This window comes from Micromonospora sp. CA-248212, assembly GCF_050948405.1.
Classification (GTDB): domain Bacteria; phylum Actinomycetota; class Actinomycetes; order Mycobacteriales; family Micromonosporaceae; genus Micromonospora.
On sequence record NZ_CP192023.1, the window covers coordinates 6,750,246 to 6,776,722 of the forward strand.

Sequence of the window (26,477 nt, forward strand, 5' to 3'; positions counted from 1 at the left end):
CGGGAGGCGGCGGGTGATCTAGGGTCGGCACCCATGGACGCCGAGATCACCGTCACCGAGCTGGCCCTCGATCTCGCGCCCACCGTGGCGCGGCTCTGCGCGCAGGCCCTCGACCTGCCCGAGGACGCCGCCGAGGCGGACGCCGTCGTGGACGTCCTCTGGCCGCGGGCCGCCGTCGACCGGACGGTGATCGGGCTGGGGGCGTACCGGGCCGGCGACCTGGTCGGGGTGCTGCTCTGCTCGGTGTCGCCGACGGAGCCGGGCATCGGGCACGTGGACCTGGTCGCCGTACTGCCGGAGCAGCGTCGCCGGGGTGTGGGCCGCGCGCTGCTCGCCCGGGCCGAGCGGGCGCTCGCCGAGCACGGCGTGACCGAGGTGCTGCTGGCCGGAAACCCGCCGTACTACGCCTGGCCGGGCATCGACGTGCGGTACACGCCGGCGGTGTGCGCGGCCCTCGCGCTCGGCTACCAGCAGGACCGGACCGCCTGGAACATGACGGCGGACCTGTCGTACGACGAGTCCCCGGCGCTGCGGTCGACGGAGGCCGCCGAGCGGCGGCTGGCCGGGCAGGGCATCACGGTACGGCGGGCCGAGCCCGCTGACCTGCCGGCGCTGACCGCGTTCGCCCGGTCCACCTTCGGCGGCGCCTGGGACGGTGAGCTGGCCGGATCGGTGGGCCGCGAGGGGGCCGGCTGCCACCTGGCGGAGCGGGCCGGCGAGGTGCTGGGCTTCGCCGCCTACGGATCGTCCCGGCCGAGCTGGTTCGGGCCGATGGGCACCGCCCCGGCCGCCGAGGGCTCGGGCATCGGCGGAGTGCTGCTGCGACGCTGCCTGCGGGATCAGCGTGCGGCGGGACTGGACCGGGCGGAGATCGGCTGGGTGGGGCCGGTGCCGTTCTACTCGGGCAGCGCGGGTGCGCGGATCGAGCGGGTCTTCTTCCTGTACCGGCGACGGCTTGGGGCCGAATAGCGGTCAAATGGGACATTGACCCATTCGTCCGCGTCGGGCATCGACGCCCCCTACCGTTTCGGTAGAGGAGGCAGCCATGACCACGGATGACGACCAGACCGAGGACGGCCCGCCGATCACCTGGAAGCCGGCCGACGAACTGCCCGGCCAACTGCCGTTCGACCGGTTGGATTACGGCGACGCCGAACAACTGGCCGAGATGAGCACCGACGGCCGACCGGCGACCGAGGAACCGCAGGAGATGGTGGACGCGCCGATCCGGTCGCTGCCGCCGTACGACCGGGCGCAGAAGCGCCGCAACCAGCGTCCACTGCCCACCTGACGACGAACGGGGCGGACCGCGTCAGCGGCCCGCCCCGTTCGGTGTGTCGGAACTGGACTCAGAAGTCCATGTCCCCGCCACCCGGGCCAGCCGGGGCAGCCGGGGTCTTCTCCGGCTTGTCCGCGACGACGGCCTCGGTGGTGAGGAACAGCGCGGCGATCGACGACGCGTTCTGCAGCGCCGAACGCGTCACCTTGGCCGGGTCGATGATGCCCGCGGCCAGCAGGTCGACGTACTCGCCGTTGGCGGCGTTGAGGCCGTGACCCGCTTCGAGGTTACGGACCTTCTCCACCACGACGCCGCCCTCGAGGCCGGCGTTGACGGCGATCTGCCGCAGCGGGGCGTCCAGCGCGACCTTGACGATGTTGGCACCGGTCGCCTCGTCGCCGACCAGGTCCAGCTTGTCGAAGGCGGTCTTGCCGGCCTGCACCAGCGCGACGCCACCACCGGGGACGATGCCCTCCTCGACGGCCGCCTTCGCGTTGCGAACGGCGTCCTCGATGCGGTGCTTGCGCTCCTTCAGCTCGACCTCGGTGGCCGCGCCGACCTTGATGACCGCAACGCCACCGGCCAGCTTGGCCAGCCGCTCCTGCAGCTTCTCGCGGTCGTAGTCGGAGTCGCTCTTGTCGATCTCGGCCCGGATCTGGTTGACCCGGCCCTGGATCTGCTCGGCGTCACCGGCACCGTCGACGATGGTGGTCTCGTCCTTGGTGACGACGACCTTGCGGGCGTGGCCCAGCATGTCGACGCTGACGGCGTCGAGCTTGAGGCCGACCTCCTCGCTGATGACCTGGCCGCCGGTGAGGATGGCGATGTCGCCCAGCATGGCCTTGCGGCGGTCACCGAAGCCCGGCGCCTTGACGGCGACCGACTTGAAGGTGCCCCGGACCTTGTTGACGACCAGGGTGGCCAGGGCCTCGCCCTCGATGTCCTCGGCGATGATCAGCAGCGGCTTGCCGCCCTGCATGACCTTCTCCAGGATCGGGAGCAGGTCCTTCACCGACGAGATCTTGCTGTTGACGATCAGGATGTACGGGTCGTCGAAGACGGCCTCCATACGCTCCGGGTCGGTCATGAAGTAGGCCGAGATGTAGCCCTTGTCGAAGCGCATACCCTCGGTGAGCTCCAGCTCCAGCCCGAAGGTGTTGCTCTCCTCGACGGTGATGACGCCTTCCTTGCCGACCTTGTCCATCGCCTCGGCGATGATCTCGCCGACAGTGCTGTCGCCAGCGGAGATGGAGGCGGTGGAGGCGATCTGCTCCTTGGTCTCGACGTCCTTGGCGAGCTTGGACAGCTCCTCCGAGACGCTCGCGACCGCGGCCTCGATGCCCCGCTTCAGGGCCATCGGGTTGGCGCCGGCGGCCACGTTGCGCAGGCCCTCGCGAACCAGGGCCTGGGCCAGGACGGTCGCCGTCGTCGTGCCGTCACCGGCAACGTCGTCGGTCTTCTTGGCGACCTCCTTGACCAGCTCAGCGCCGATCTTCTCGTACGGGTCCTCGAGCTCGATCTCCTTGGCGATGCTCACACCATCGTTGGTGATGGTGGGGGCACCCCACTTCTTCTCGAGCACGACGTTGCGGCCCTTGGGGCCGAGGGTCACCTTTACGGCGTCGGCGAGCTGGTTCATGCCCCGCTCGAGGCCGCGGCGCGCCTCTTCGTCGAACGCGATCATCTTGGCCATACGGCGTTGTCCTCCTGGACACTCACGGGCCACCCGAGATGTGTGCCCCGGATGGGCCGCCTGGTGTACGCACCTTGGGACGTCGCCACCTGGCGACGACGACGTCCTTCGGCCGGGCCGGATAGCCCGCGACGACCGGCCATGTGCTGCCCCGGTGTCTCCACACCGGCGCAACCAGGCCCCACCGTCCCGACCATTGGCACTCACGGTATGCGAGTGCCAATGACTTGTTTAGCACTCTCACCTGCCGAGTGCAAGCACGATGAGCCCGGTCAGTCGAGTTCCGCAGCCAGTGTGGCCCCGTTCACGGGCCCCTCATGAGCCCGTTGCTCGGCGTACGTGATCAGCAGACCGACCAACTGGGCGAGGTGGGCCGGCAGGGCCAGCACCGCCGTGACGGCGATGACCACCACCACCCCGACCGCGGGGCCCGGGGACGCGAACGGATCCTCGCCGAACGCGCCGGTGCCGGCGGACTCCAGGATGCCGGGCACCACGGTTCCGATGATCACCGCCGCGCCCACCAGGGCCACCCGGCCGAGCAGCATTCCGAGCCGGTCGTGGAACATCCGGAACGACCGGCCGATCGGGTTGTCCCGCTCGAACAGGTAGACCGGGCCGGCCATGCTCAACGCGAACGCCAGGTAGATCCCCGGCAGCACGCAGAAGCAGACTCCGATGCCGATGAGCAGGCTGACCAGCAGCGTCCAACCCCACAGGCCGACGGCCCGGCGCAGCCCGTACCGCAGCGCCGCGTCGAGCCGGGCGGGCCGGCCGGCCGCCTGCTGGGTGATCACCCAACTGCCCGCGGCCCAGCCCAGCGCCTGCACCAGGCCGATCAGCAGGCTGCCGCCGACCAGCACGACGACGAGGGTCAACAGGCTGGTGGCGAAGTTGTCCGGCAGCCCGGCCGACGGGTCCGTCTCGGCCTGCGCCGCCCAGGTGGGCGACGGGTCCAGACCGAACGAGATGACCGACAGCACCGCCGCCGGCAGGACCTGGGTGAGCAGCATGATCGGCACCAACTGCCGCCAGCCCCGGCGCAGCGCGCCCCAGAACCGGTCGAACCAGCCCCCGATACCGGCACCGGGCGGAGTGACCAGGGCGTCGTTCGGGTCGAGGCCGTAACCCGGCGGGTACCAGCCGACCGGCGCCCCCGGATACCACGGCTGACCGCCGTAGGGACCGGCCCCCGGCGGGTAGCCGCCGGTGGGCGGAAAGGCCCAGCCCTGCGGCGGCGGACCACCGGGCTGACCCCATGCACCCTGGGCGGGACCCCAGCCCGGCGGCGGACCGGCGGGCTGACCCCACGCCTGCGCCGGGTCCCAGCTCTGCGGCGGCGGGCCCGCGTGCGGCAGGCCAGCGTCCGGGACGGGCGGGGTGCCCGAAACTGGTGACGCGCCGGAGCCGTCGCCGGCTGACGTCGGGTCGGGCCGGCTCGGCTCACCCGGCCCGGAGGGCGTGGCGGGTGGCGGCGACTGGTCGGTCATGAACCCTCCTCAGCATCGGCTGGAACGGTTCACGATCTTCCCGGGCCGGCGTCCGCGCCGCAGCCCCGGCTCGCCAGCCGGTCGCGCAACAGCCGGCGAGCAGATCGGGATCGGTCAGCCGATGACGCGGACGTGCTCCGCCTGCGGGCCCTTCTGGCCCTGGGCGATCTCGAACTCGACCCGCTGACCGTCGTCGAGCGCCTTGTAACCGTCCATCTCGATCGCGGAGAAGTGGACGAACACGTCCTGACCGCCGTCGACGGCGATGAAGCCGTAGCCCTTCTCGGCGTTGAACCACTTCACGGAACCCTGTGCCACGGTGCACTTCCCTCACTCTGCGCGGCGTTGCCTGCCCGGCCGTCCGGCACCGCCGGACACCCACGAACCACCACCTCAGCGATCGACGGCGACCGTTGAAAGAGGTGATCGAAATCGCACGCTACACGAGGAGTGACGGGAGCGCACGACCACAAATCGGGCATAGTTCGTAGCGATCCGAGGGTCCGTCGGATTCATGACGATGGTTGCGTTTGGACCGGATGGAGGGGGTCTGGCGGCACGGGTCACCGGTGCGCGTCCGCCCCTGTGGTAGGCATGCGGGCATGAGCACCGACACGGGCTCCGCGGCCCTGCGGCAGGCGCGGATCCACCGGGTACGACCGCAGGACGCCGCCCGGATGCGGGCGCTGCGCCTGGAGATGCTCGCCGACGCGCCGTTGGCCTTCCTGGAGACCCTGGCCGACGCCGCGGCCCGACCGCACGACGATTTCGCCGCCCGGGTGGCGTTCACGTCGACCGGTCCGCACACCGCGCAGTTCGTCGCGGATCCGGGCGGCCGGCTAGTCGGGCACGCCGGTGGAACGGCCGCCCCGAACGAGCCGGGCCTCACCGTGATCTACGCCGTGTACGTCACGCCGGCCTGGCGGGGCAGCGGGCTGCTCGGCGAGCTGATCGACGGGGTGGCCGCCTGGTCGCGGGACTGCGGCCGGCCGGAGCTGATGTTGGAGGTGGTGGTCGGCAACGACCGCGCCTACCGGGCCTACCAGCGCCTCGGCTTCAAGGACACCGGCGTACGGGTCCCCCACCCCACCATCCCCGCCCTAACCGAACTACAAATGCGCCGAACAGCCTAACCCCCCCTCCCCCCACCGACCCCGGTGATCAAGAGGTTCGCGTCAAGAACAGCGTGATTTCTGACGCGAACCTCTTGATCACCACGAGAGGTCAGGCGTGGCGGCGGGACTGCACGATCCGGAACCGGTTGGCCACGTAGGCGCCGTCGGTCAGGGCGGAGTTGGCCGCCGCGTTGGCGCCGCTGCCGTGGAAGTCGGAGAAGGCCGCCGACTGGTTCACGAAGACACCGCCGGTGAGGTTGGCGGACAGGTGCACACCGACCTCGACCGCGACCGCCTCGGCGGCGTCCAGCACCGCCTCGTCGGTCGAGTAGACCCCGGCGGTCAGCGCGCCCTTCTCGCCGATGGTCCGGCGCATCAGCTCCAGACTGTGCGCGGTGGAGTCGGTCGCGATGGCGAACGAGATCGGCCCGAACCACTCCCGGCCGTACGTCTGGGCGTCGTCCGCGGTCAGCTTCACGACCGTCGGGGTACGCACCACCGCGTCGGCGTACGACGGGTGCGCCACCGTCCGCGACTCCAGCACCGGCTCGCCAACCTTGGTGACCTCGGCCAGCCGCTCCAGCACCCCGTCGTTGACGATGGCGCCGGTCAGCTCGACCCCCCGGGCCGGGTCGGCGGTCAGCTTGCCGATCGCCGCCGCGATCCCGCCGGCCACCTCGTCGAAGCTCTTGTGCCCCTGGTCGGTCTCGATGCCGCCGGCCGGGATGAGGATGTTCTGCGACGTGGTGCACATCTGCCCGCTGTAGAGGGTCAGCGTGAAACCGAGGTTGCGGCACATGCCGGCGAAGTCGTCGGTGGAGTCGATGACGACCGTGTTCAGGCCGGCCTTCTCGGTGTAGACCGACGCCTGCCGGGCGTGCGTCTCCAGCCAGTCGCCGTACTCGGTGGAACCGGTGAAGTCGACGATCTTGACGGCCTGGTGCAGGGCCAGGTCGCTGGCGAGCTTCTCACCGGGGGCCTCGGCCGCCAGCAGGACCAGGTTCGGGTCGAAGCCGGCCTCGGCCAGCACCTCCCGGGCGTACTTCACGGTGATCGCCAGCGGCAGCACCGCGCGCGGGTGCGGCTTCACGATCACCGGGTTACCGGTGACCAGCGACGCGAACAGCCCGGGGTACGAGTTCCAGGTCGGGAAGGTGTTGCACCCGATCACCAGCGCCACGCCACGCGGGACCACGTGGAACGTCTTGATCATCCGCAGCGGGTCGCCCTTGCCGGCGGCCTTCTCCCAGCCGGCCGTGCCCGGGTGCCGGGTCATCTCGGCGTACGCGTACGCCAGCGCCTCCAGCGCCCGGTCCAGCGCGTGCGCGCCACCGGCCTGGAAGGCCATCACGAACGCCTGCCCGCTGGTGAACTGCACCGCGTTGGCCAGCTCGAAGATGTGCTTGTGCAGCCGGTCGAGGATCTCCAGGCAGACGCCCACCCGGGCCTGCGGGCCGGCGTCGCGCCAGGCCGGCAGCGCGGCGGACGCGGCGGCGACCAACTCGTCGGTGCCGGCGTGCGGGTACCGCACCGCCAGGTCGACGCCGAACGGGCTCGTCTCGGTGGCGATCCGCTCGCCAGCGGCGGGCTGGTCGAGGGGAAAGTCAGCACCGAGGTACGCCTCGAAGGCGGCCTTGCCGTCGGCGGCGGCGGTCTCGCCGTACACCCGGGGGCTGGGGGACTCGGGATAGGCGGACCAGTAGCCCCGCTCCGTGATCGCGGTCAGCGCACGGTTGAGGGTGTCGGCGTGCCTGTCGTACAGGGGATGCGGGGTCTCCGTCATGCCGCCATCATGCCTGAGCAAGGTCCGCGAGCAGTAGCGGCGGATACCCGTCAGAGAGTGAGCTGCCAGTTGTCCCAGGCGTCCACCGGGTGGAACCCGAGCTGCTCGTTGATCGCCACCATGTAGCTGTTGCTCGCCGCGTTCCAGGTGTCGATGACGCGTACGGCGGGCTCGTGGGTGAGCAGGTGGTGCAGGTTCTCGGCCTTGGCGATGAGGCCCAGCCGGTGACCACGGTGGGCCGGGTCGACGAGGGTGATCTGCTGGTACGCGTGCCAGTCGACGGAGGCGCCCACGTCGAGCAGGGTCCAGGCGACCAGCCGGCCGGACGCCTCGTGTCGCATCGCGAGGTGGTAGCGCCGCCGACCCCGGGCGTCCAGGGCGCGTTCGTTGCCCCGGATGCGCTCGGCGTCGACCTGCTCGGGTTCCCACTGCACGTCGCCCATGGGCGCGTCCGTCATGAGCCGGCCGTCCAGGTAGGCGATGTCCGCCAGGTACTCCGGCGGGGTGGTGCCCTGCCAGGAGACGGACCGGTAGCCCTCGGCGCGGGGCTGGGCCTCGGCCAGGGCCGCTCGCAGCGCGACCCGGTCGATGTCGGCGATGGCCAGCCGGCGGCGCACCTCGGCCAGCGCGGAGTGCGCGCCCATCGCGGTGGCGAACGCCGCGCCCGCCGCCGGTCGGGCCGGACCGCCGGGCAGCGCGGCGACAGCCATCACGACTACCCGTTTGCGGTCGTGCTCGCGGAGCAGGCGTACCCCGTACTCGTGCAGGGCCCGGCCGACGCCCCGGCGACGCAGGTCCGGACGGACCGTCAGCTCGGCGGTGGCGTTGTCGGTGTTGTCGAGCTGCGGCAGGTCGAGCTGAAGGTAACCGGCGGGCACCCCGTCCAGCCGGGCCAGCGCCCAGAGGGAGCGGGTGCCGGGCATCGGGGTGTGAAATTGGGCGTCGAAGCGTTGCCGGCAGGACGGCGGGAAGTCGGGCAGGTCGGCCTCGGTGGCCGCCGCTCCGATCCGGTACGCCTCGTCGACCGCGGTCCGGTCGGTGCCGTCGAACGGCGCGATCGTGATGCTCATGTGGGCGAGCCTGGCAGGTGCAAAAGCGACAGGGCCAGCGAATTTTCGCTGGCCCTGTCGGACGTGGTCGGGAGGGACACTCGCACAACGCCTCCGGCGTTGGGTCGCAAGAACTTCAAAAGTCTTCGGCGAAATGCCCTCCCGCACGGAGCATCTTGCGCCGTCCGGTTCCTGCCGTCAAGTCCTGCGCGGCGGGTTTTCCACACTCACAGCGAAAATCCAGTCACCCGGTGGATTCAGCCGAGCAGGCCGGCGTCGCGGGCGGCACGCAGGGACGGCTTGATCTGGTGGGTCGGGCCGACCTGGGCGGCCACCGCGTCGATCGTCTTCAGTCCTTCGCCGGTGTTGAAGATGACCGTCTCCGCCGTGGGGTCGAGCCGGCCGGACTCGACCAGCTTGCGCAGCACCGCCGCGGTGACGCCGCCCGCCGTCTCGGCGAACACCCCGGTGGTACGGGCCAGGTCGCGGATGCCGGCGCGGATCTCGTCGTCGTCGGCGTACTCCATCCACCCGCCGGTGCGGCGCACCGCCTCCAGGGCGTAGAGGCCGGCGGCCGGGTCGCCGATGTTGAGCGACTTGGCGATGCCGGTGGGCTTGACCGGGATGATCGTGTCGGTGTCGGCGTGCAGGGCCGTCGCGATCGGGTTGCAGCCGGCCGACTGCGCCCCGAACACCTTCCAGCCGCCCGCCGGGGCCTCGACCAGGCCGATCTCGACCAGCTCGGAGAAGGCCTTGTCAATCTTGGTGAGCAGCTCGCCGCTGGCCATCGGGATGACCACCTGGGCGGGGATCCGCCAGCCGAGCTGCTCGGCCACCTCGTACCCGAGGGTCTTGGAGCCTTCCGCGTAGTACGGCCGGACGTTCACGTTGACGAACGCCGTGTCCTCGAACTCGTCGGTCTCCACCAGCTCGCCGCAGAGCCGGTTGACGTCGTCGTACGAGCCGTCGATGGCGACCAGTTCGCCGCCGTACACAGCGGTGGTGATGACCTTGCCCTGCTCCAGGTCGCTGGGGATGAAGACGATCGAGGGCACGCCGGCGCGGGCGGCGTGCGCGGCCACCGAGTTGGCCAGGTTGCCGGTGGAGGCGCAGGCGAACCGGGTGAACCCGAGCGCCTTCGCGGCGGTCAGCGCCACCGAGACGACCCGGTCCTTGAACGAGTGGGTCGGGTTGGCGCTGTCGTCCTTGACCCAGAGCGGCGCGGTGATGCCCAGCTCGGCGGCGAGGTGCGGGGCCGCCACCAGCGGGGTCAGCCCCGGGTCGAGGGTGACCCGGGTGGCCGGGTCCTGCCCGGCGGGCAGCAGCGCGGCGTACCGCCAGATGTTGTCCGGGCCGGCCTCGATCTGCTCGCGGGTGACCGTGGCGAGGGCCGCGGTGTCGTAGTCGACTTCCAGCGGACCGAAACACTCGTAACAGGCGTGCTGGGCGGCGAGCGGGTAGCGGGCCGAACAGGCGCGGCAGACGAGGGCGCGGGCGGGGCTGGCGGAGGTGTCGATGCCGGAGGCGGCGAGCGTCGACGTCATGTCGAGAGTCCTCTCATCTTTCCCCGCATCGCACGGTGCGGCGGGGACGGAATTGGCACCTGCCCCGCGGGTCGCTCAGCGGTGAGCGCGCGGGGTGGTTGCCGGGGCGTCGTCGGGCCGTATCCCTCAGCCCCTCTGGATGAGGTATGTAGTTGTGCCGTCAAGTCTAGGCAACGTTGCCCGGCGCCTCCACCGGGCATCCCAGCCAGTGGGTCAGCGGGCCGCCACCGCCACCGGGTCGACTACCGCGACGGGATCGGTGACCGCCGTCGACCGGGGCGACGACGAGGGCCGGGTGCGGGTGCGCGCCGCGAGGTTCGCGGCGACCAGGGCGGCGATGGTGATCGCCGCGCCGACCAGTTCGACCCCCTCCGGCCGGTAGCCACGGGCGATCTGCACGACGAACGTGGTCACCGGGACGAGGTTCATGAACAGGGCGGCGTTGGCCGCGCCCAGCCGCTGCACGCCGGTGTTCCAGGCCAGCACCGCGACGACGGCGGCGACGAGCACCGCGTACGCCAGTTGGGGGGTGACCGCCACCAGGTCGGCGGCGGCCGGCGCGTGCTGCCACCCGACGGCGTCGGCGCCGATGCTCGCGACCACCATGGCGGCCGTGCCGGCGAGCGCGGTCAGCGTGGTGAAGCGCAGCGGTGACCACGCGCCGAACCGGGTCGCGCCGTGGGTGTAGATGGCCCAGCCGAGCACCGCGCCGATCATCATGAGGCCGCCGAGACCGAACTGGCCGAGCCCGGCCAGGCTTCCGCGGGTGATCACCAGGCCGACGCCGAGGAGCGCCACCAGGGAGAGGGTCAGCAGGGCAGGCTTCGGCCGTACGCCGTCCCGGGCCCACCGGACCAGTTGGGTGATGATCGGGGTGGTCGCCACGAACAGGGAGATCTGCTGCGGGGCCGCGTGTTCGAGGGCCAGGTTGGTGAGCAGGTTGAAGCCGGCGAAGCCGACGACACCCAGCACCACCACCTCGACTCCCCGACCGCCGAGGCGCAGCGCGGCAGACCCCTCGCGGAACAGCAGGATGCCGACCAGGATGACGGCGGCGAACAGATAGCGGGCGGTGGTCAGGTTGAGCGGGTCGACCCTCGCCAGCGCGGTGGCCAGGATCGGGAACATCGCACCCCAGGCGAGCGCGGCGAGCAGCGGGTAGGCGGCGGCGCGGGATCGCATCGTCAGCTCCAATGTTCGAGTATCTTCGAACCAACAACACCGACCTTAGGGTGTTGTTCGATCGTTGTCGAACAAGGGTTAGGCTGGTCACATGGAGCTGCACGAACCCGACCTGACCGCCGTACCGGTCACCGCCGTACTGGCCGCGCTCGCCGATGACGTGCGGTTGCAGATCGTCCGGGCGCTCGCCGAGGGCGGCGAGGCGGCCTGCGGCAGCTTCGACTTCGGCGTCTCGAAGGCGACCCGGAGCCACCATCTGAAGGTGCTGCGCGAGGCCGGCCTGACGCGTACCCGGGCCGCCGGCACGAGCCGCCTGGTCCGGCTGCGCCGCGACGAGGTGGACAAGCTCTACCCCGGCCTCCTGGACGCGGTCCTCACTCCCCGCCCTGCGGCCTGACCCGTCCACGCCCTTGACTGACCTGTCCACGCCCTTTGGCTGACCCGTCCGCGCACGCGTCGCCGGAGCCGACACGCCGAGGCTCCGGCGACGCGCGTTACGGGTCGGTCAGGCGTTGACCGGGCTGGGCTCGGCCATCGACGGCACCTCGGCACGCCGCTTGAAGAGCACCGAGTCGAGCGCCCACGGGCCCGCGCCGAGCGTCGCGACCAGCAGGAACGACCAGCAGAAGAGGGCTGCCAGCTCACCGCCGTTGCGCAGCGGCAGCAGGTCGTCCGGCTGGTGCACGACGAAGTAGGCGTACGCCATCGAGCCGGACGCGAGCAGCGCGGCGGGTCGGGCGAAGAGTCCGACCAGCACCAGCGCGCCGCAGATGAGCTGGATCAGGGCGGCCCACCAGCCCGGCCAGGTGCCGAGCGGTATGGCCTTGCCGGTCGTCGAGTTGCCGCCGAACAACCCGAAGACCGACGCGAGGCCGTGCAGGGTGAACAGCAGGCCGATCACGATGCGGAAGAGGGACAGGGTCGGCCCGCCGAGCCGAGAGACGTTCATGGAGACCTCCATCGAAGGGAACAGACCTCTTCCATGGTGGGGCCTCAAGCCATCGATGTTAATAAATTCCTTGCTAGTGGGAAAATCCCCGGCGGAAGAACCTGAAGCGCGCGAGGCCGAAGCTGCGATTTGCCCTGTTTTGACCGCCCACCACGATGGCCGTCACCGACGCTGGGAGCGCTCCCGAGCCCTCAACGTACCGGCTGGCGTGGTGTCCGTACACCCTGTCGAGCTGCCCTGAAAATGGGGCAAGCGCTGCCGCCGAGGGGCGCGGGGGCAGCGCCTCGACCTGGCAGCCGGGACTGCGGCAGCGCGCAGATGTCGGATAGTGTCCGCTTCGACACGCGGCGCGACATCGCTTCGCATCGAAGGTCGGGAGGCGCGCATGGCGAGCATCGAGGAAGTCAAGGCGGCGCTCGCACAGGCTGCGGATCAAGGAAATGCCACCCAGCAGCAGATTCGCGCCGCCGTCGAGGCAACCGAGCAGACCATGGCAAGACTTCGGGCTGTGGCCGCCGGCACCGGACACCCAACGCTGGCCGAAGCGATTGCCCGCGCCGAGCAGGGCAAGCAACGCCTCGTGGAGGCGATGACGCTGCTCCAGGGCAGCTCGCAGGCCGCCCGAAACTACATGAGCGTCCTCGGGTAGACGAGGGCTACAGCATCTCGAGCCGGTTGTGCGCGCCGATCACACACCGGGCGCGGGCTCAGGCGCTAGTCCCGCGATGCGAGGTCGGCTGCCTCTGAGAGCAGGGTGTCCAGCGCAGAGTCGACGAGACCTTCTTCCGTGAAGATCTTCTGGACCGTCGCCGCCTGGATCCGCCCGATCATTTCGGGGCTGACCGTGTAGTCAAGCGAGGGGTCGATGGTTGCCAGGATCAACGACTCAGCGTCGTCGGCTCGGATCTCAGGGCCGCCCTCGTACTGGGCTCGCAACTCTGCGACAAACTTGATCACTCCGACCCGGTCTGCGGTCTCGCCAAATCGTCGGTCGACTGCCACAAAGAACAGAGCGGCAAGGAACCGTGGGAAACCGTCCCAGCCTTCGGCATCGAGCCGGGCACCGACGGACTCGTTGGCAGCGTAGTCACTCCGGATCATCGTCCGGACGTACTCGATCAGGTCGGACTTGATCATCGCTGTCCCGTCTCCTCGCTCGTCGAGTGTGGCCATAGTTCCACATCGCTTTGGCCATGACCGCCACCGCACCGGCCGCCATCACCAGCGCCGTCACGGGGTTGTCGATTTGGGGAGAAGCTTGAGCCGGTCCCGGCGAGGCAGTGCCAGTACTCGATCCGCCGCCATTGTCCTGCCTCAGGAACTTGTAGAACTCCTTCGCGCCACTCTCGCTCTTCTTCAAAGCGTCTTCGGTGTCGTCCGCCTTCTGGACCTGCCGTCGCCACAGGACGTCGGCTTTGCTGCCGCGGGCTTCGGCCTCGGTGACCAGACGCTCGCCGGAGGGCGTGGAGGCGTCGACGGACGGGTCTACTGGTGCGGCGCCGGGAGCGATGACGTTTACGTAGGCGCTGATGTGCCGGGCAGCGTCGGCCAGCAGCCGCGCGTAGCGACCTGCTTTGTCCCTGGCGACTTCCGCATCTGCGGCAGCGGCTGCCAGCCGTTGATTGGTGCCATTCCGGAGAGCTTCAGTCAGGTGAGCGAGCGCCTGTTCGGCGTCCGCCCGCGCGCGCGACGCTGTCACCGCAGCGCTGTCGAGGCTTGCTCGTATCGCCACGAGCTGCGCGACCACCTCGCCTACGCTGGTCATCCGAGCCGCGAGCGGTAGTCGCCCACCTTCTCGGCAATGGCATCGAAACGGCGGCGAGTCGGTTCTATCTCGGCTTGGGCGGAACGGAGTGCACTGTGCGCCCGCGTCACCTCAGCATGCCGACTGCCTCGGAGGACTCGGGCCGCTTCGCTGGTCGCTGATTCGGCCTCAGCAATCGCCTGATCGAGGGTTCGGCGGCCTTGGCGGGCCGACTCGATGGCGGCACCAAGGGTCGCCTTCAGCTCGGCGATGCTCATCGGGCAATCCGCCCTTGGTTGAAATACACCTGGTGACGGTATCGAGTATCGACGTGTATCGCAGTCCCCGAGCTGAGGACTATTCAGCCACGAAGACGCCCAGTCCTTGGTGGCCGTACAACTCACCGGTCTCAATCAAGATCGTGATGGCTTGCCGGACAGTCGACTGGCTACCGACGTTGTACAGGTCTGCCAACTCTTTGGTGGACGGCAGCTTGTGCCCAGGCGGCCACTCACCGTCGGCGATACGCCTTCTGATGTCGGCGATGATCCGCCGGTAGTGCGGCTCGAACTTCCGTGGTGTGGGCATGCAAGGTACTCCCAGCTAGGCATGCCCATCTGATCACGACGACGCGAGTCACCTCAAGCGCATCGTTGACTTTACCGGCATTACCGGTAAAGCTGGGAAGAGGAACTTCCAGCTAGGCACTGGGCGGTTCCCCCTGCCGGGGCAGCGCGCAAAGCGGCTCGGATGTCCCCCATCTGAGCTGGTTGTCGCGCTGCTCCGGCACCCATCAATGCGAGAGGAGGCCCCCGTGACCGTGACCGAGGCGAGCGCCGCCTGGGAAGTCGAGCAGGTGGCCGGCGAGCTGCGCGAGACGTACCTCGCGGTAGCCGCTGCGACCGTCCTGTTGGAGCGGACCAGCGCCGGCTGTGCCCACCCGGCGATCCGGCACGCGCGGCGTCGCGGGGACGACGCGCTCGACCTGGCCGCTGACGCCGAACGGCAGCTCAGCGACGGTCTGCGCCGGCTGCGCACGGCGGCCGGCCAGCCCAGCATCGGCGACCTGGTCGAGGTGCTGGACACCGCCCGCGACCAGTTTGGTGCCGCCGCCGCGCGGGTCGGTCAGCTTCCGGCGCGGATCACCACGGCTCGGCAGCAACTCGCCGAAGCCGGCCAGCCCGACCTGGCCGCCGAGGCGGCGAGCGGGCAGTGGTCCCGGGCCGCCGAACAGCTCGACCTCATGGCCGAGAGCCTTACAGCGGCCGTGGAGGCGCTCACGTCGTACACCGAAGGGTTGTCCGGAGCGACCACCTGACGCCGGACCCAGGACCGGCGCTGCCCGAACCAGGGGAAGAACCATGACGGAGTACGAGGTACCGCCACGCTGGATCGTTCACCTGCCCACCACCCTGACCAGCGTCGACGGCGCGCGGGCGCTGGCCGAGGCGCTGCGTGACTCGCTCGGGCACGTCACCGCGATCGACTTCGGTGAGACGACGTTGAGCGAGGAGGACCGCCAGTTCGTGCGTACCCGCGTCTGGTGCGACCACCGACTGCCCGGCGGTGCCCGCTGCGCCCTGCCCACCGACCACCCCGACAGGCTGTGCGAGCCGGACGACGACGTGGCATCGGCTACCGGGTAACCACACCCCAACCCCCTCAGCGCCCGAAGATCCGCACAACATCAGGGTTGTTGCTGCCTCCCGCGCGCCGCAAGCAGCAACAACAGGGAAGTTGCGCGGATCTTGGCATCGACAGGCCCACAGCGGCGATCTAGCGCGAACGACGACCGCCCGGGCAGCGGCCGGGGGCGTCGGTGCGCGAGGATCAGGAGATGATCTTCCGCAACGCCTGGGGGCGACGAATCGGCGCGGGGGCCGCTCTGCTGGTCACGCTCAGCGCCTGCGTGCCGCGCGATCACGCCGGGCAGGGCGGCGACCCCACCGGTCCGCCGCCCAAGGCCACCTCCACGACGAGTCCGACCCCGTCGGCGAGTGTCGCCCCGGTGGCCGAGTGCCCGGCATCCGGTGTCCGGATCCGCTCGACCGGCGGGGACGCCGCGATGGGGCTGCGCGCCCTCGGCCTGGAGCTGGTCAACTGCGGTGACCGCCCGTACCGGCTCAACGGGTACCCGAGCGTGTGGGTCCTCGACGAGCAGCGCAAGCCGATCATCCTGGCGGTGCAGAACGGGGCGAAGGACATCACGTCCGGCTACGACCAGCCACCGCAGCCGATCACGCTGCAAAAGGGCGAACGGGCCATCGCCAGCGTCCTCTGGCGCAACCTGGTCACCGACTCGACGGTGGTCGCCACCGACGGGGCGTACCTGACGGTGGCGCCCGCCGCCGGTCAGCCGGCCGAGGAGGTCGACCCGGACGGCCCGGTCGACGTGGGCAACACCGGGCGGATCGGCGTCAGCGTCTGGCGGACGCCTACGACGTGATGTCCTTGCGGGTGAAGCGCCAGAACGCCAACCCCCAGAACAGCGTCGCGTAGCTGATCGCCGAGATGGTGCCGCGTACCACGTCGTCGGTCTGCACCGGTGTGGAGAGCAACCCCAGCCAGGCGGTGCTGAAGTGGGTGGGCAGAAAGTCCCGCAGCCCGCCCAGGGCGGTGATCTGGTCCAGGATGCTGGACAGGATCCACAGCAGGACCGCTCCGCCGACCGCGCCCAGCGCGGCGTCCGTCGTCACCGACAGCAGGAACGCCAGGCCGGCCACCACCAGGAGTACGACCGCCAGGTAGCCGAGTACGGCCAGCAACCGGAGCAGCCCCTCCCCCGGCTCCAGCTCGGCGGCCACCGTGCTGCGCAGCGGCGACCAGCCGTAGCGCAGGGTCCCCGCGAGCAGGGCGGTGCCGGCCAACAACACCAGGGCCAGACCCGAGTACGCGAGCGCGACCACCAGCTTCACCGTCAGCAGCCGGGCCCGGGGTACCGGGATCGCCAGCAGGTAGCGCAGGCTCCCCCAGCTCGCCTCGCTGGCCACCGTGTCGCCGCAGAACAGCGCGACGACCACCACCAGCAGGAACGACGCCGACACGAAGATCGAGAAGAGGGTGAAGTTGAGCCCGCCGGAGGTGGCCAGGTCGACAAGGCTGGCGAACTCGTTGTTGCCGTTGTCGTCGTCGCCGCCGGAGTTGAACTGGAAGGCGATCAGGATGATCAGCGGCAGCAGCACCATGAACCCGAGCGCAAGCTGGGTCCGCCGCCGGGACGCCTGCCGGCGGAACTCCGCCGCGAAGGGCAGGGTGGCCGACGGCCGGTAGCCCCGGGCCTCACCCGCGTCGACAACAGCCATCACCGGTCACCGCTTCCCCGAGAGTTCTCGCCCACCAGGGCGAGGAACGCGTCTTCCAGGCGTCGCCGGGGCACCACCCGGTCCACCCCGATGCCGGCGCGCACCAGCTCGGCCACCACCTCGCTGCGGGCCGTGCCGTTGGTGTCCACCACCAACTGCCCGTCGCTCTCCGGCAACACCCGTACGCCGTGCAGCCGGTCCAGCACGGCCCGCGCCGCCTCCGGATCGGTGACGTCGAACAGCACGCTCGGCGACTCGCCCACGATCTCCTGGACCGGCCCGGAGGCCACGATCCGGCCCTTGTTGACCACCACCGCGTGCGTGCAGGTCTGCTCCACCTCGGCCAGCAGGTGACTGGAGACCAGCACCGCCCGCCCGTCGGTGGCGTACCGCTGCAGGACCCGGCGCATCTCGGCGATCTGCGGCGGGTCGAGCCCGTCGGTCGGCTCGTCCAGCACCAACAGCTCCGGTAGGCCCAGCATGGCCTGGGCGATGGCGAGCCGCTGGCGCATGCCGTGGCTGTAGTTCTTGATCTTCCGGTGCACCGAGTCGCCCAGCCCGGCGATCTCCAACGCCTCGTCGAAGTGCGCGTCCTCGGCCGGTCGCCCGGTGGCCCGCCAGTACGCCCGCAGGTTCGCCAGGCCGGAGAGGTGCGGCAGGAATCCCGGCCCCTCCACCAGCGCCCCGATGCGGGACAGCACCGGCGAGCCGGGCACCAGCCGACGACCGAACACGTAGATCTCCCCGGCGGTCGGCTGGGTCAGCCCCATCAGCACCCGCAGAGTGGTGGTCTTGCCCGCGCCGTTGGGCCCCAGCAGGCCCACCACCTGACCCGGGTGCACCTCGAAGTCCACGTTCGACACCGCCACGAACCCGTCCGCGTACTCCTTGCGCAGCGCGCGCACGGCCAGCGGCGTGTCCGCGTACTCCGGATGCACCGAGCGGTCCTGGCGGCGATGCCGGCGGCGGACGACGGCGACGACCACGACGAGCCCGATCACGATGGCGGCGAGCAGGCCGGCGAGCACCCAGCGCCAGACGGTCGCCGCGGTGGGGATCGGCTCACCGTCGACCGTGGGCAGGCTGACCGCGCCGTCCGCGGCAACCGTGTAGACGGTGGGCGCGGCGGGGGTGGTGTACGCCTGGTCGGAGCTGGCGACCACCAGGCGCAGCCGGTGCCCCGCCTCGATCCGGCGGACGATCCCGGGCAGCGTCACGGTGACCGGGCGGGCGTCCTGCACCCGCTGCGGCAGGCCGGTGAGGCGGATCGGCGCGACCAGGCCGTTCGGCAGGGTCGCCGCGCCGTCCTTGTCGACGTCGTAGAGCTTGACGAAGAGCACCGCTTCGCCGGTGGGCGAGGCGGCCCGCACGGTCACGGTGGGCGCGCCGGCCACGTCGACCGCCTCGGTGAGCGGCGTCGACTCGAAACGCGCGTGCTGGCCGGGCACGTCGCCGGCCACCCCGTCGAGCAGCGAGGCGAGGCCGCCAGCGAACGGAATCGAGGAGATGGCGGCCGGGTTGCCGTTCGGCGGGTTCGCGATCGGCTGCGCCGGACCGGCGACCGCCACCTCCCGGCGGGCGTTGCCGGCCAGGCCGGGGTAGTCGGCGCGGCGGAAGCCGGTGGCGACCAGACCCCGGTCGAGCGCGTCGAACCCGGCGATCCGGGACCAGGTGAAGTCGTCGCCGGGCGCGTCGCCGTCGCCCTTGACGTAGTGGTCGAGCCACTGGACGGTCAGGAACTTCACCCGGTCGGAGTCCGAGCGCGGTCCACTGCCGCCGTCGTGCCCGCCGGTGAACCAGGCGACCCGCACCGGGGTGCCGGCGGCGGCGATCCCCCGGGCGTTCGCGTCCGCCTCGCCGAGCGGAAAGAGCGTGTCCGCCTCGCCCTGCACCAGCAGGGTGGGCGCCTTGATCCGGTCCAGCACACCGGCCGGGCTGGACCGGCGCAGCAGGTCGACGGCCGCCTGGTCGGCCCGGCCCGCGGTGGCGATCCGCAGGTACGCGGCGCACACGTCGGCCGCGAACCGCCCGAAGGACGGGTCGGCGGCACCGGCCGGTAGGCCACCGGACGCGGTTCCGGGACCCGCGCCCGGCCCCGGGCTCGGTGGACCGGCGGACGCCGGCGCTCCTTCGGGCTGGGCGGCGGTCGTACCGGCGAGCCCGGCCGGGCCGCTGCCCACGTTGCCGCCGCCGCCGAAGAAGAGGCCGGCCCAGCCCTTCTTGAACACGCCCTCGGTCGGCGCCCCGCCGGTGCTCTCCGGCAGGAAGGCGCGGGACAGGTCGTTCCAGGTGATCATGGGGACGATCGCGTCCACCCGGCGGTCCTGGGCGGCCAGCAGCAGCGCCAGGCCGCCGCCGTACGAGCCGCCGACCACGCCGACCTTCGGGTCGCCGGGGGCGTCGGTCCGCACCTCGGGCCGGGCGGCCAGCCAGTCCAGCAGCCGCTGGGCGTCGCGCACCTCGTAGTCCGGGTTGTCCAGGTGGATCTCGCCGCCGCTGCGGCCGAAGCCCCGCGCGGTCCAGGTGAGCACCGCGTAGCCGCGTCCGGCGAACTCTTCGGCGTCCGAGCGCACCGACTCCTTCGTGCCGCCGAAGCCGTGCGCCAGCAGGACCGCGGGGACCTTCCGGCCGGACGACGCGCCGGACGGGAGGTACAGGGTGGTGTCCAGGTCCACGGGGGCGTCGCCGGACGGTCCGGAGCGGACGGTGAGCATCGCGCTCTGCGTGCGGACGTCCGATCCCTGCGGCCACACCGCCCAGGTCACGGCGGCAGCCAGCAGCACGACGACCGCTGCTGCGGCGATCGTGCGGCGGCGGGTGGGCAGGGCACGCCGGAACCACGCGGCCGGCGACGGCGATCTCATGCGGCACACGGTACGGCGCGCAGCCTGAGCATTGGCTGAGATCCGCCGTACGTCCGTCCGGTTGCCCCGATCGGTGAACCGGTCTGGTGCGACCGAGCATCAGGCGTGGCGGGCCAGTGAGTTGACTTCGGATCCTGTGAATTCCGATCTTTCGCGGATATCACCCTCGATGCCTTCATGTCACACCAACGAACCGGACAGAGCGTGCCCGGAACCCTGACGAACGGTGACATCGCTCGAACTGACGCAAACCTGACTCGTCGCAACCGGCCAGCTCGCCTGGGGTTCGATTAGTTTTCCGGTCCGGTGGACGGGACTTGTCGGCGAACCCGACACCGCGCCGATCCCCCGCCCGACGCCGGAGGAGACACCCCATGACAGTCCCCGCGCCGCGGGCCCGTCGACGAACGTCCATGCTCGGCCGTTCGCTGCCGTTGCTGCTCATCGTCGCGCTGCTCGCGCCGGTCGGCACGCTCTTCGCGTCCACCTGGCGACACACCGGCGACGATCGGAGCCTGGCCGACCGGGAACGACTCGGCGTGGAGTACCTCCGCGCGCTGGCCCCGGTCACCGAGACACTGGTGGAGGCCCAGACCACCGCCGTCGCCGGCCGTCCCGTCCCCGGCGAGCCCCTGACCCGTGCCGTCGAGCAGGCCGCCGCGGTGGACGCCCGCATCGGCGGAGAACTGCGCACGCAGGAACGGTGGGCCGGGCTACGCGCCAAACTGGAGGCGCTGCGCGACCGCAGCCCCGCCGACCCGGACGCCGCCTACACCGCGTACGGCGAGGTCACCGACCTGCTGCTCGCCCTGCACCGCAAGGTCCGGGAGAGCTCGGGGCTGGGCCGTGACCCGGGCGCCGACTCCTTCTTCCTGCAGGACAGCGCCGGCCAGAAGCTGCCCGAGGCGGTGGTGGGCGCCGGCCGGCTCGCCGACCTGGGTGTGCTCGCCGCTCGACGACCGGCCGCCGAACGACCCCGGAGCCTGATGGAGATGACCGGCCTGCGGGTGGCCGCCCTGGCGCCCGCGACCGACGCGGTCGACAACCTGCGCTCCGCCGTGGACAACTCGGAGAGCACCGACCTGGGCGCCAACGTGCTGACCCCGCTCGACGCCTACCAGCGGTCGGTGGAGGCGATGGCCCTGTACTCGACGCCCAGCGCCTCCGGAACGGTGGACCAGGGCCAACTGGCCGCCACCGCGCTCAACTCGCGCAACGCCGCCCGGCAACTTCAGCCCGTCATCCTCGGCGAGCTGGACACCCTGCTCACCGAACGGATCGACGGGTTGGCCCGGGACCGGTGGCTGGCCGCCGGGGCGGCCGGGGTGGCCGCGCTGGTGCTGATCTGGCTCGCCGTACTACTGATCGCCGCCGACCGGCGGACACGCCGGCGGGCCGCCGCACCGGACGCCACGACCCCGGCCACCGCGACGACCGGCGACCCCTGGCAACCACCGGCCGCGACCGACCTCCGACCGCTGCAACCGGTGGGCGCGGCCCACGAGCCGGTCGCCGAACAGTGGGGGCCGTTCGATGCTGCTCGCTAGGCTCCGGATCCGCGGGAAGCTCGCGCTGCTCGTGGTAATTCCCCTGCTGAGCATGGTCGGCCTCGCGGTGCCCGTGGTGCTCGACCGGGTGGCCGCCGCCCAACGCGCCGCCGACATCACCGACCAGGTACGGCTCGCCAGCCGGGTCGGCAGCCTCGTCCAGGACCTCCAGCAGGAGCGCATCCTGTCGATCGGCTTCCTCCTCGGCCGGGTCGAACGCTCCGAGGTGATCCGCAAGGCGGCCGACGTGGACGACCGGGTGGCCGACCTGCGGGCCGACGGCGGAGACGCGCTGACCGAGCAGGTCGACCACGCGCTCAACGGGATTTCCCGGCTGGGCGACCTGCGCAGGGCGGTACTGGCCCGGAGCGCGAACCCCGGCCAGGTGATGGACGCCTTCGGCCCGGTCAACCGGGAGTTGATCGGATCGCTCCGGCTGGTCTTCAGTGTGGACACCGAGACGTTGCCCGGCCGCCAGGTGCTCGCCCTGGACGGGCTGCTCCGCGCCGACGAGGGCATCGGCGCCTGCGCCACGCTGAGCATCCTCGTCAAGGCGATCGGCACTCCGGACACCACCGCCGGCTACGTGGCGTGCATCGCGGCCCTCCAGGTCGACAACGCGCGCTTCCGCAGCCTGATCACGCCCGAGCAGCTCAAGGTGGCCCAGCTCAACGACGCCGCCGTGGCCGCGCGTACCAGCCCCGACTTCCTGATCACCAGCGCCCGGGACCCGGCCGGGGCGGTCCGCGACGTGCCGATGGAGGCGCTGTTCCCCGCCGTCCGCACGATGATCCGGCTCGGTCAGTTCGTCGAGAAGAAGATCGTCGCCGACGTTCTCGCCGAGGTGAAGGCCGACCAGCGGCGCGCGCTCACCGCCGCCTACCTGGTGGCCGGCGCGGCGGCGCTGATCCTGGCGCTGGTGGTGCTGCTCAGCGCGGCGGTGGCGCGTACGGTGGCCCGACCGCTGACCCAGCTCACCCGCTCCGCCGACCGGGTCGCCCGGGTCGCGGAGGCGGAGCTGGTCCGGGTCACCGACGACGAGGCGGAGAGCGCCCAGTCGGTCCGGTTGCAGCCGGTGGTCATCTCCTCCAGCGACGAGATCGGTGACCTGGCCCGGGCGTTCGACCGGGTGCAGAACACCGCCGCCCAGTTGGTCGAGCGGCAGATCGCCGGCCGGCGCAACGTGGCGCAGATGTTCGGACACGTCGGACGGCGTACCCAGAACCTGGTGAGCCGGCAGCTCGCGCTGATCGACCGGCTGGAGCAGCAGGAGGCCGACGCGGGCCGGTTGGAGCACCTGTACCGGCTCGACCACATCTCCAGCCGGCTGCGCCGCAACGCCGGCAGCCTCGTGGTGCTCTCCGGCTCGGCGGGCGCCGACGCGCACACCGCGCCGGTTCCGCTGGCCGACGTGGTCCGGTTGGCGCTCGGCGAGATCGAGGACTACACCCGCGTCGACGTGCAGGTGCCGGCGGGTGTCGCCGCCGCGCCGGCCGTCATCGGCGACCTCGTCCTGGCACTGGCCGAGCTGATGGAGAACGCGACGGTCTTCTCCCCGCCGCACACCCGGGTCGTGGTGACCGGCGAGACCTCCGGTCCGGGCGCCCGGATCACCGTGGTGGACCACGGCATCGGCATGAGCGAGCAACGGCTCGCCGAGGAGAACGCCCGGCTCACCCGGCGGGAACGTCTCGACCTCGCGCCGACCGAGGTGCTCGGCCTCTTCGTGGTGGGCCGGCTGGCTCGCCGCCACGGCTGGGAGGTGCGTCTCGCCGCCACCGTCGGCGGCGGCGTGACCGCCCAGGTGGAGATTCCCCAGGCGTCACTGGTGCTGCGCCGCGCCGACCGGGCCGGGGCGACGGTCGCGCGGGCCGCCGTACCGGACCGGGGACGACGGCTGGCTCTCGACCCCGCCCGGGGCGCTCGTGCCCGGGGGCCGCTGCCGCGCCGGCCACCGCCGCGCCGGCCGTCGCCGCAGCCGCCGCTGGGCCAGCGTCCGGCTTCGACACGGACCTGCTCAGCCGGGCCACCCGCAGCCTGGAGTCCGGCGAGTCCTGGGACGCCTTCGGCGCTCGGGAGTCGGCGGACGCCGCCGCGACCGCCCGTACGACACCGCAACCCGCCGCCGTCGCGCAGAGCGCCACCACGGCGGGAACGTCCGCCGGCCCCCGGATCCGGCAGCGGGTGCCCGGCGCGAGCCTCTCCGCGGCCGCCGCACCCAGCCGGCCGGTCGACGCCGCCAGCGCCGACCCGGACGCCGCCCGCGCGCTGGTCGAGGCGTTCCAGTCCGGCGTACGCCGGGCCGAGTCGAGCGCCCCGCCCGCCGATGGTCCCGGCGGGAACTGGTCAATGCGGACGGTCACCGACCCGCCGACCAGCGCGGGGCCCACGGCGGCGGATTCCGGCGCTACCGTCGACCTGCCCACCACCCCGGGCGGCTTCGGCCCGACCGTGGCGGACACCGGCGGCACCAACCGGGGCCGTCCCCGGCTGAGTCGGCGCGTGCCCGGCGCGAACCTGACGGTCTCACCGCCCAACCCACCAGCCAGCCCGCAGCTCGGCGACCCGGCCGAGGTGCGCAGCCTCATCACCGATTTCGAGGCGGGCGTCGCCCGCGCTCTCCGCGAAGTCAGCCCAGATCGTCGGAACGAAGAAGGATCATCACGGTGACCAGCCCCTTCCTGCACGACAACGTCGACCAGACCCAGCCGGCCGCCGCCGGGGACCTCAGCCCCGAGGCCCGCACGTTCAACTGGCTGCTGGACTCCTTCACCTCCAGCACCGCCGGGGTGTTGGAGGCGATCGCGGTCTCCTCGGACGGGCTGCTGATGGCCATGTCGGCCATCAAGGACCGCTCCAACGCCGAGCGTCTGGCCGCCGTGGTCTCCGGCATGACCAGCCTCGCCGGGGGCGCGGCCAGTTGGTACGCGCTCGGCGGCCTCAACCGGGTGATCGTCGACATGGCCGACGGATACCTGTTGATCAGCGCTATCAGCAGCGGTTCCGTGTTGGGTGTCGTCGCCGACCGCTCGGCGAACCTGGGCACCGTCGCGTACGAGATGACGCTCTTCGCCGGCCGGGCCGGCGGCGCGCTCACCCCGCGCCTGATCGCCGAGCTGAAGAACGCCGTTCAGCAGTGACTCCCGACGTCGCCGGCGAGGATCCGGACCCGGAGCCCGGGGCACGGATCCGCCCCTACCTGCGCACGCCGCACCCGGGTGGGGGCGGCGCGTCGGCGGCGCCGGAGCCGGCGCCGGGGCCGGCTCCGGACGACAGTGGCCCGGCCGGTCTGCGGCCGTTCGTGCTCACCGCCGGGCGGGTGGCCGGCGCCGATCCGGCGATCGGACTCGAGACGCAGGTGACCCGCTCCGACGTCGCCCGCTGGACGGGCACGCCGGTCAGCCTGCTGGCGCCGGAGCTTCAGGCGATCATCGCGCTCTGCGCCGAACCCATCTCGGTAGCCGAGATCTCCGCCCGGGCCCGGCTGCAGTTCGGCGTGACCCGGGTGCTGGTGGGCGACCTGCGGGCCGCCGGGCACCTGGACGTGCACGTCACCGACGCCAACGACGCCTACGACCCCGACCTCATCCTGCGAGTGATTGATGGACTTCGTGCGATCTCCTGAATGGCCGGTCGTCCCGATCGGGGGTCTCGCCGGCAACAGCGCCACCGCCCGCTACGGCGCGGCCCCGGGCACTCCTCCGGCGTCCGGACGGGCCAGCGCGCCACCGCCGACCGGGCCGCCACCTCCGTACCGGCCGCCGGCCGACACGGGACCGACCAGCCGTCCGTCGACCGCGCCACCCGTACCGGTCAAGATCCTCGTCGCCGGTGGGTTCGGGGTGGGCAAGACCACCACGGTCGGCGCGATCTCCGAGATCGCGCCGCTGACCACCGAGGCCGAGATGACCAGCGCCGGCATCGGCGTGGACGACCCGGGCGTACGGTCGAACAAGACCACGACCACGGTGGCGATGGACTTCGGTTGTGTGACCATCGACCGCAGCCTCAAGCTCTACCTGTTCGGCACCCCGGGGCAGTCCCGCTTCGGCTTCATGTGGGAAGACCTCGCCCGGGGCGCGCTCGGCGCGCTGGTGGTCGTCGACAGCGCCCGACTGGACGACTGCTTCCCGGCGATCGACTTCTTCGAGCGGGCCGGTCTGCCGTTCGTGGTGGGGGTCAACGCGTTCGACGGGCGACTGGCCCTGGAACTCGGCGAGATCCGCTGGGCGCTGGCCATCGGCGACCATGTACCCCTGGTGCAGTTCGACGCCCGGGACCGACTCTCCGTGCGGGACGCCCTGCTGGTCGTCCTGGACCGCGCGTTGGACCGGGCCACCCGGGACAGGAAGGCCTGAGCCGACCGGCTCCGGCCGTGGCGGGAAGGGGTGATCTGGTGAGGGGCGACCTGGACGAGACGCTGGCCCGGCTGGCCCGGCGCGAGGAGGCGCTGCGCCGGCGGGCCGACGACCGTGACGGCACCACGCCACCACCGGGCCCGACCGCCGCGCCGGGCGTCACCGCGCCGGCCCGCAACGCCGGGCCAGCCCGGCACGCGGAACGGCACGACCCCGCCGACGACGCCGGGTGGGGGCCGGTCGAGGAGGTGACCGAGGCGGTACGCCAGGTCGTCGGCGCGTACCCCGGGCTGGCGGTGACCGTCCGGGTGGAGCACGACGGTCGGACGTACCCGCTGCGGATCTCCTGGGACGGCCCGGACGTGACGGTCGGCCCGGAGCCGCCGGCGGCCCCGGTGGAACCCCCGCCGTCCTGGCCGCTCTCCGGGCGGACGGTCCCGTCGTGGGCGTCCGGCCCGGACGGGTTGACGCCGGACCCGGCGGCCCGCCTGGCCGAGTTGATCCGAAGCGACCCGTCGCTGCTGGACGAGTTGGATCCGCGGCGCTGAACGGCGTGACCGGCTGACGGGTACTACGGT

The 26,477-nt window shown here is 71.7% G+C and carries 28 protein-coding genes and 1 riboswitch; of the genes, 14 read left to right on the forward strand and 14 right to left on the reverse strand.

What is annotated here, in order from left to right:
* Positions 1-33 precede the first annotated feature (33 nt).
* Both ACQP03_RS31765 and ACQP03_RS31770 read left to right on the forward strand, forming a co-directional pair.
* Positions 34-969, forward strand: coding sequence for a GNAT family N-acetyltransferase (locus ACQP03_RS31765; protein ID WP_396832443.1), 936 nt, complete (start codon positions 34-36; stop codon positions 967-969).
* Between the two features lie 76 nt (positions 970-1,045).
* Positions 1,046-1,291 carry a hypothetical protein gene (locus ACQP03_RS31770; protein WP_357128937.1) on the forward strand — a complete coding sequence of 82 codons (246 nt, stop codon included), beginning with the start codon at positions 1,046-1,048 and terminating at the stop codon, positions 1,289-1,291.
* Between the two features lie 58 nt (positions 1,292-1,349).
* Here the strand turns inward: ACQP03_RS31770 and groL are convergent, their stop codons facing one another.
* The 3 genes from groL to ACQP03_RS31785 form a co-directional block, all read right to left on the reverse strand.
* Positions 1,350-2,972: a chaperonin GroEL gene (groL, locus tag ACQP03_RS31775; RefSeq protein WP_357128934.1), complete on the reverse strand. Its 1,623-nt coding sequence runs from the start codon at positions 2,970-2,972 to the stop codon at positions 1,350-1,352.
* Positions 2,973-3,244: 272 nt separating this feature from the next.
* Positions 3,245-4,462, reverse strand: coding sequence for a hypothetical protein (locus tag ACQP03_RS31780; RefSeq protein WP_433459461.1), 1,218 nt, complete (start codon positions 4,460-4,462; stop codon positions 3,245-3,247).
* 114 nt (positions 4,463-4,576) lie between these two features.
* Positions 4,577-4,780, reverse strand: coding sequence for a cold-shock protein (locus tag ACQP03_RS31785; protein WP_124815530.1), 204 nt, complete (start codon positions 4,778-4,780; stop codon positions 4,577-4,579).
* 284 nt (positions 4,781-5,064) lie between these two features.
* Between ACQP03_RS31785 and ACQP03_RS31790 the strand changes: the two genes are divergently transcribed.
* The gene (locus ACQP03_RS31790) at positions 5,065-5,595 is read left to right on the forward strand and encodes an N-acetyltransferase family protein (protein WP_433459464.1); all 531 of its coding nucleotides are present in this window, start codon (positions 5,065-5,067) and stop codon (positions 5,593-5,595) included.
* Positions 5,596-5,686: 91 nt separating this feature from the next.
* On the opposite strand, the gene paaN is transcribed toward ACQP03_RS31790, so the two are convergent.
* The 4 genes from paaN to ACQP03_RS31810 form a co-directional block, all read right to left on the reverse strand.
* Entirely contained in the window at positions 5,687-7,360 is a 1,674-nt protein-coding gene (gene paaN, locus ACQP03_RS31795) for a phenylacetic acid degradation protein PaaN (protein ID WP_357128924.1), read from the reverse strand.
* A gap of 50 nt (positions 7,361-7,410) precedes the next feature.
* Positions 7,411-8,430, reverse strand: coding sequence for a GNAT family N-acetyltransferase (locus ACQP03_RS31800; RefSeq protein ID WP_433459467.1), 1,020 nt, complete (start codon positions 8,428-8,430; stop codon positions 7,411-7,413).
* A gap of 236 nt (positions 8,431-8,666) precedes the next feature.
* The gene (gene thrC / locus ACQP03_RS31805; RefSeq protein ID WP_357128918.1) at positions 8,667-9,953 is read right to left on the reverse strand and encodes a threonine synthase; all 1,287 of its coding nucleotides are present in this window, start codon (positions 9,951-9,953) and stop codon (positions 8,667-8,669) included.
* A 10-nt stretch (positions 9,954-9,963) separates the two neighbouring features.
* A riboswitch (SAM riboswitch) is annotated at positions 9,964-10,099 on the reverse strand.
* A 67-nt stretch (positions 10,100-10,166) separates the two neighbouring features.
* Complete coding sequence (locus tag ACQP03_RS31810; protein WP_433459470.1) at positions 10,167-11,135, reverse strand: DMT family transporter; 969 nt, start codon at positions 11,133-11,135, stop codon at positions 10,167-10,169.
* A 91-nt stretch (positions 11,136-11,226) separates the two neighbouring features.
* On the opposite strand from ACQP03_RS31810, the gene ACQP03_RS31815 reads away from it, so the two are divergent.
* Positions 11,227-11,532 (forward strand): ArsR/SmtB family transcription factor, encoded by a 306-nt coding sequence (locus ACQP03_RS31815; protein WP_357128912.1) that lies wholly within the window; start codon positions 11,227-11,229, stop codon positions 11,530-11,532.
* Positions 11,533-11,640: 108 nt separating this feature from the next.
* Here the strand turns inward: ACQP03_RS31815 and ACQP03_RS31820 are convergent, their stop codons facing one another.
* On the reverse strand, positions 11,641-12,084 hold the full coding sequence (locus ACQP03_RS31820) for a DoxX family protein (RefSeq protein ID WP_357128909.1): 444 nt from the start codon (positions 12,082-12,084) through the stop codon (positions 11,641-11,643).
* Positions 12,085-12,469: 385 nt separating this feature from the next.
* Here ACQP03_RS31820 and ACQP03_RS31825 point away from each other — a divergent pair, with 385 nt between their 5' ends.
* Positions 12,470-12,733, forward strand: coding sequence for a hypothetical protein (locus ACQP03_RS31825; RefSeq protein WP_357128906.1), 264 nt, complete (start codon positions 12,470-12,472; stop codon positions 12,731-12,733).
* Positions 12,734-12,798: 65 nt separating this feature from the next.
* Here the strand turns inward: ACQP03_RS31825 and ACQP03_RS31830 are convergent, their stop codons facing one another.
* The 4 genes from ACQP03_RS31830 to ACQP03_RS31845 all read right to left on the reverse strand — a co-directional run bounded on the left by ACQP03_RS31830 (position 12,799) and on the right by ACQP03_RS31845 (position 14,416).
* A complete protein-coding gene (locus ACQP03_RS31830; protein WP_357128903.1) occupies positions 12,799-13,221 on the reverse strand; it encodes a hypothetical protein in 423 nt (140 codons plus the stop codon).
* A complete protein-coding gene (locus ACQP03_RS31835; RefSeq protein WP_357128900.1) occupies positions 13,172-13,831 on the reverse strand; it encodes a hypothetical protein in 660 nt (219 codons plus the stop codon). Before ACQP03_RS31835 ends, ACQP03_RS31830 begins: the two co-directional genes overlap by 50 nt.
* A gap of 14 nt (positions 13,832-13,845) precedes the next feature.
* Positions 13,846-14,106: a hypothetical protein gene (locus tag ACQP03_RS31840; protein ID WP_357128897.1), complete on the reverse strand. Its 261-nt coding sequence runs from the start codon at positions 14,104-14,106 to the stop codon at positions 13,846-13,848.
* Positions 14,107-14,185: 79 nt separating this feature from the next.
* On the reverse strand, positions 14,186-14,416 hold the full coding sequence (locus ACQP03_RS31845) for a winged helix-turn-helix domain-containing protein (protein ID WP_357128894.1): 231 nt from the start codon (positions 14,414-14,416) through the stop codon (positions 14,186-14,188).
* A gap of 226 nt (positions 14,417-14,642) precedes the next feature.
* Between ACQP03_RS31845 and ACQP03_RS31850 the strand changes: the two genes are divergently transcribed.
* The 3 genes from ACQP03_RS31850 to ACQP03_RS31860 all read left to right on the forward strand — a co-directional run bounded on the left by ACQP03_RS31850 (position 14,643) and on the right by ACQP03_RS31860 (position 16,274).
* Positions 14,643-15,146 (forward strand): hypothetical protein, encoded by a 504-nt coding sequence (locus tag ACQP03_RS31850; protein WP_433459476.1) that lies wholly within the window; start codon positions 14,643-14,645, stop codon positions 15,144-15,146.
* A gap of 43 nt (positions 15,147-15,189) precedes the next feature.
* A complete protein-coding gene (locus ACQP03_RS31855) occupies positions 15,190-15,474 on the forward strand; it encodes a hypothetical protein (protein WP_357128888.1) in 285 nt (94 codons plus the stop codon).
* A gap of 191 nt (positions 15,475-15,665) precedes the next feature.
* Positions 15,666-16,274 carry a DUF4232 domain-containing protein gene (locus tag ACQP03_RS31860; RefSeq protein ID WP_433459478.1) on the forward strand — a complete coding sequence of 203 codons (609 nt, stop codon included), beginning with the start codon at positions 15,666-15,668 and terminating at the stop codon, positions 16,272-16,274.
* On the opposite strand, the gene ACQP03_RS31865 is transcribed toward ACQP03_RS31860, so the two are convergent.
* The gene (locus ACQP03_RS31865; protein WP_355050919.1) at positions 16,264-17,130 is read right to left on the reverse strand and encodes an ABC transporter permease; all 867 of its coding nucleotides are present in this window, start codon (positions 17,128-17,130) and stop codon (positions 16,264-16,266) included. The genes ACQP03_RS31860 and ACQP03_RS31865 overlap by 11 nt on opposite strands.
* On the reverse strand, positions 17,130-19,994 hold the full coding sequence (locus ACQP03_RS31870; RefSeq protein WP_433459480.1) for an alpha/beta fold hydrolase: 2,865 nt from the start codon (positions 19,992-19,994) through the stop codon (positions 17,130-17,132). Before ACQP03_RS31870 ends, ACQP03_RS31865 begins: the two co-directional genes overlap by 1 nt.
* Positions 19,995-20,368: 374 nt before the next feature.
* On the opposite strand from ACQP03_RS31870, the gene ACQP03_RS31875 reads away from it, so the two are divergent.
* From ACQP03_RS31875 to ACQP03_RS31900, 6 genes are all read left to right on the forward strand, one after another.
* Complete coding sequence (locus ACQP03_RS31875) at positions 20,369-21,541, forward strand: hypothetical protein (protein ID WP_357128876.1); 1,173 nt, start codon at positions 20,369-20,371, stop codon at positions 21,539-21,541.
* Positions 21,528-24,035, forward strand: coding sequence for a sensor histidine kinase (locus ACQP03_RS31880; RefSeq protein ID WP_433459482.1), 2,508 nt, complete (start codon positions 21,528-21,530; stop codon positions 24,033-24,035). The genes ACQP03_RS31875 and ACQP03_RS31880 overlap by 14 nt, the downstream gene beginning before the upstream one ends.
* A 172-nt stretch (positions 24,036-24,207) precedes the next feature.
* Positions 24,208-24,681: a roadblock/LC7 domain-containing protein gene (locus tag ACQP03_RS31885; protein ID WP_355050923.1), complete on the forward strand. Its 474-nt coding sequence runs from the start codon at positions 24,208-24,210 to the stop codon at positions 24,679-24,681.
* Positions 24,678-25,166 carry a DUF742 domain-containing protein gene (locus ACQP03_RS31890; protein WP_357128870.1) on the forward strand — a complete coding sequence of 163 codons (489 nt, stop codon included), beginning with the start codon at positions 24,678-24,680 and terminating at the stop codon, positions 25,164-25,166. Before ACQP03_RS31885 ends, ACQP03_RS31890 begins: the two co-directional genes overlap by 4 nt.
* Positions 25,144-25,899: a GTP-binding protein gene (locus ACQP03_RS31895; protein WP_357392331.1), complete on the forward strand. Its 756-nt coding sequence runs from the start codon at positions 25,144-25,146 to the stop codon at positions 25,897-25,899. The genes ACQP03_RS31890 and ACQP03_RS31895 overlap by 23 nt, the downstream gene beginning before the upstream one ends.
* A 38-nt stretch (positions 25,900-25,937) precedes the next feature.
* On the forward strand, positions 25,938-26,447 hold the full coding sequence (locus ACQP03_RS31900) for a hypothetical protein (RefSeq protein WP_357128864.1): 510 nt from the start codon (positions 25,938-25,940) through the stop codon (positions 26,445-26,447).
* Positions 26,448-26,477: the final 30 nt, after the last annotated feature.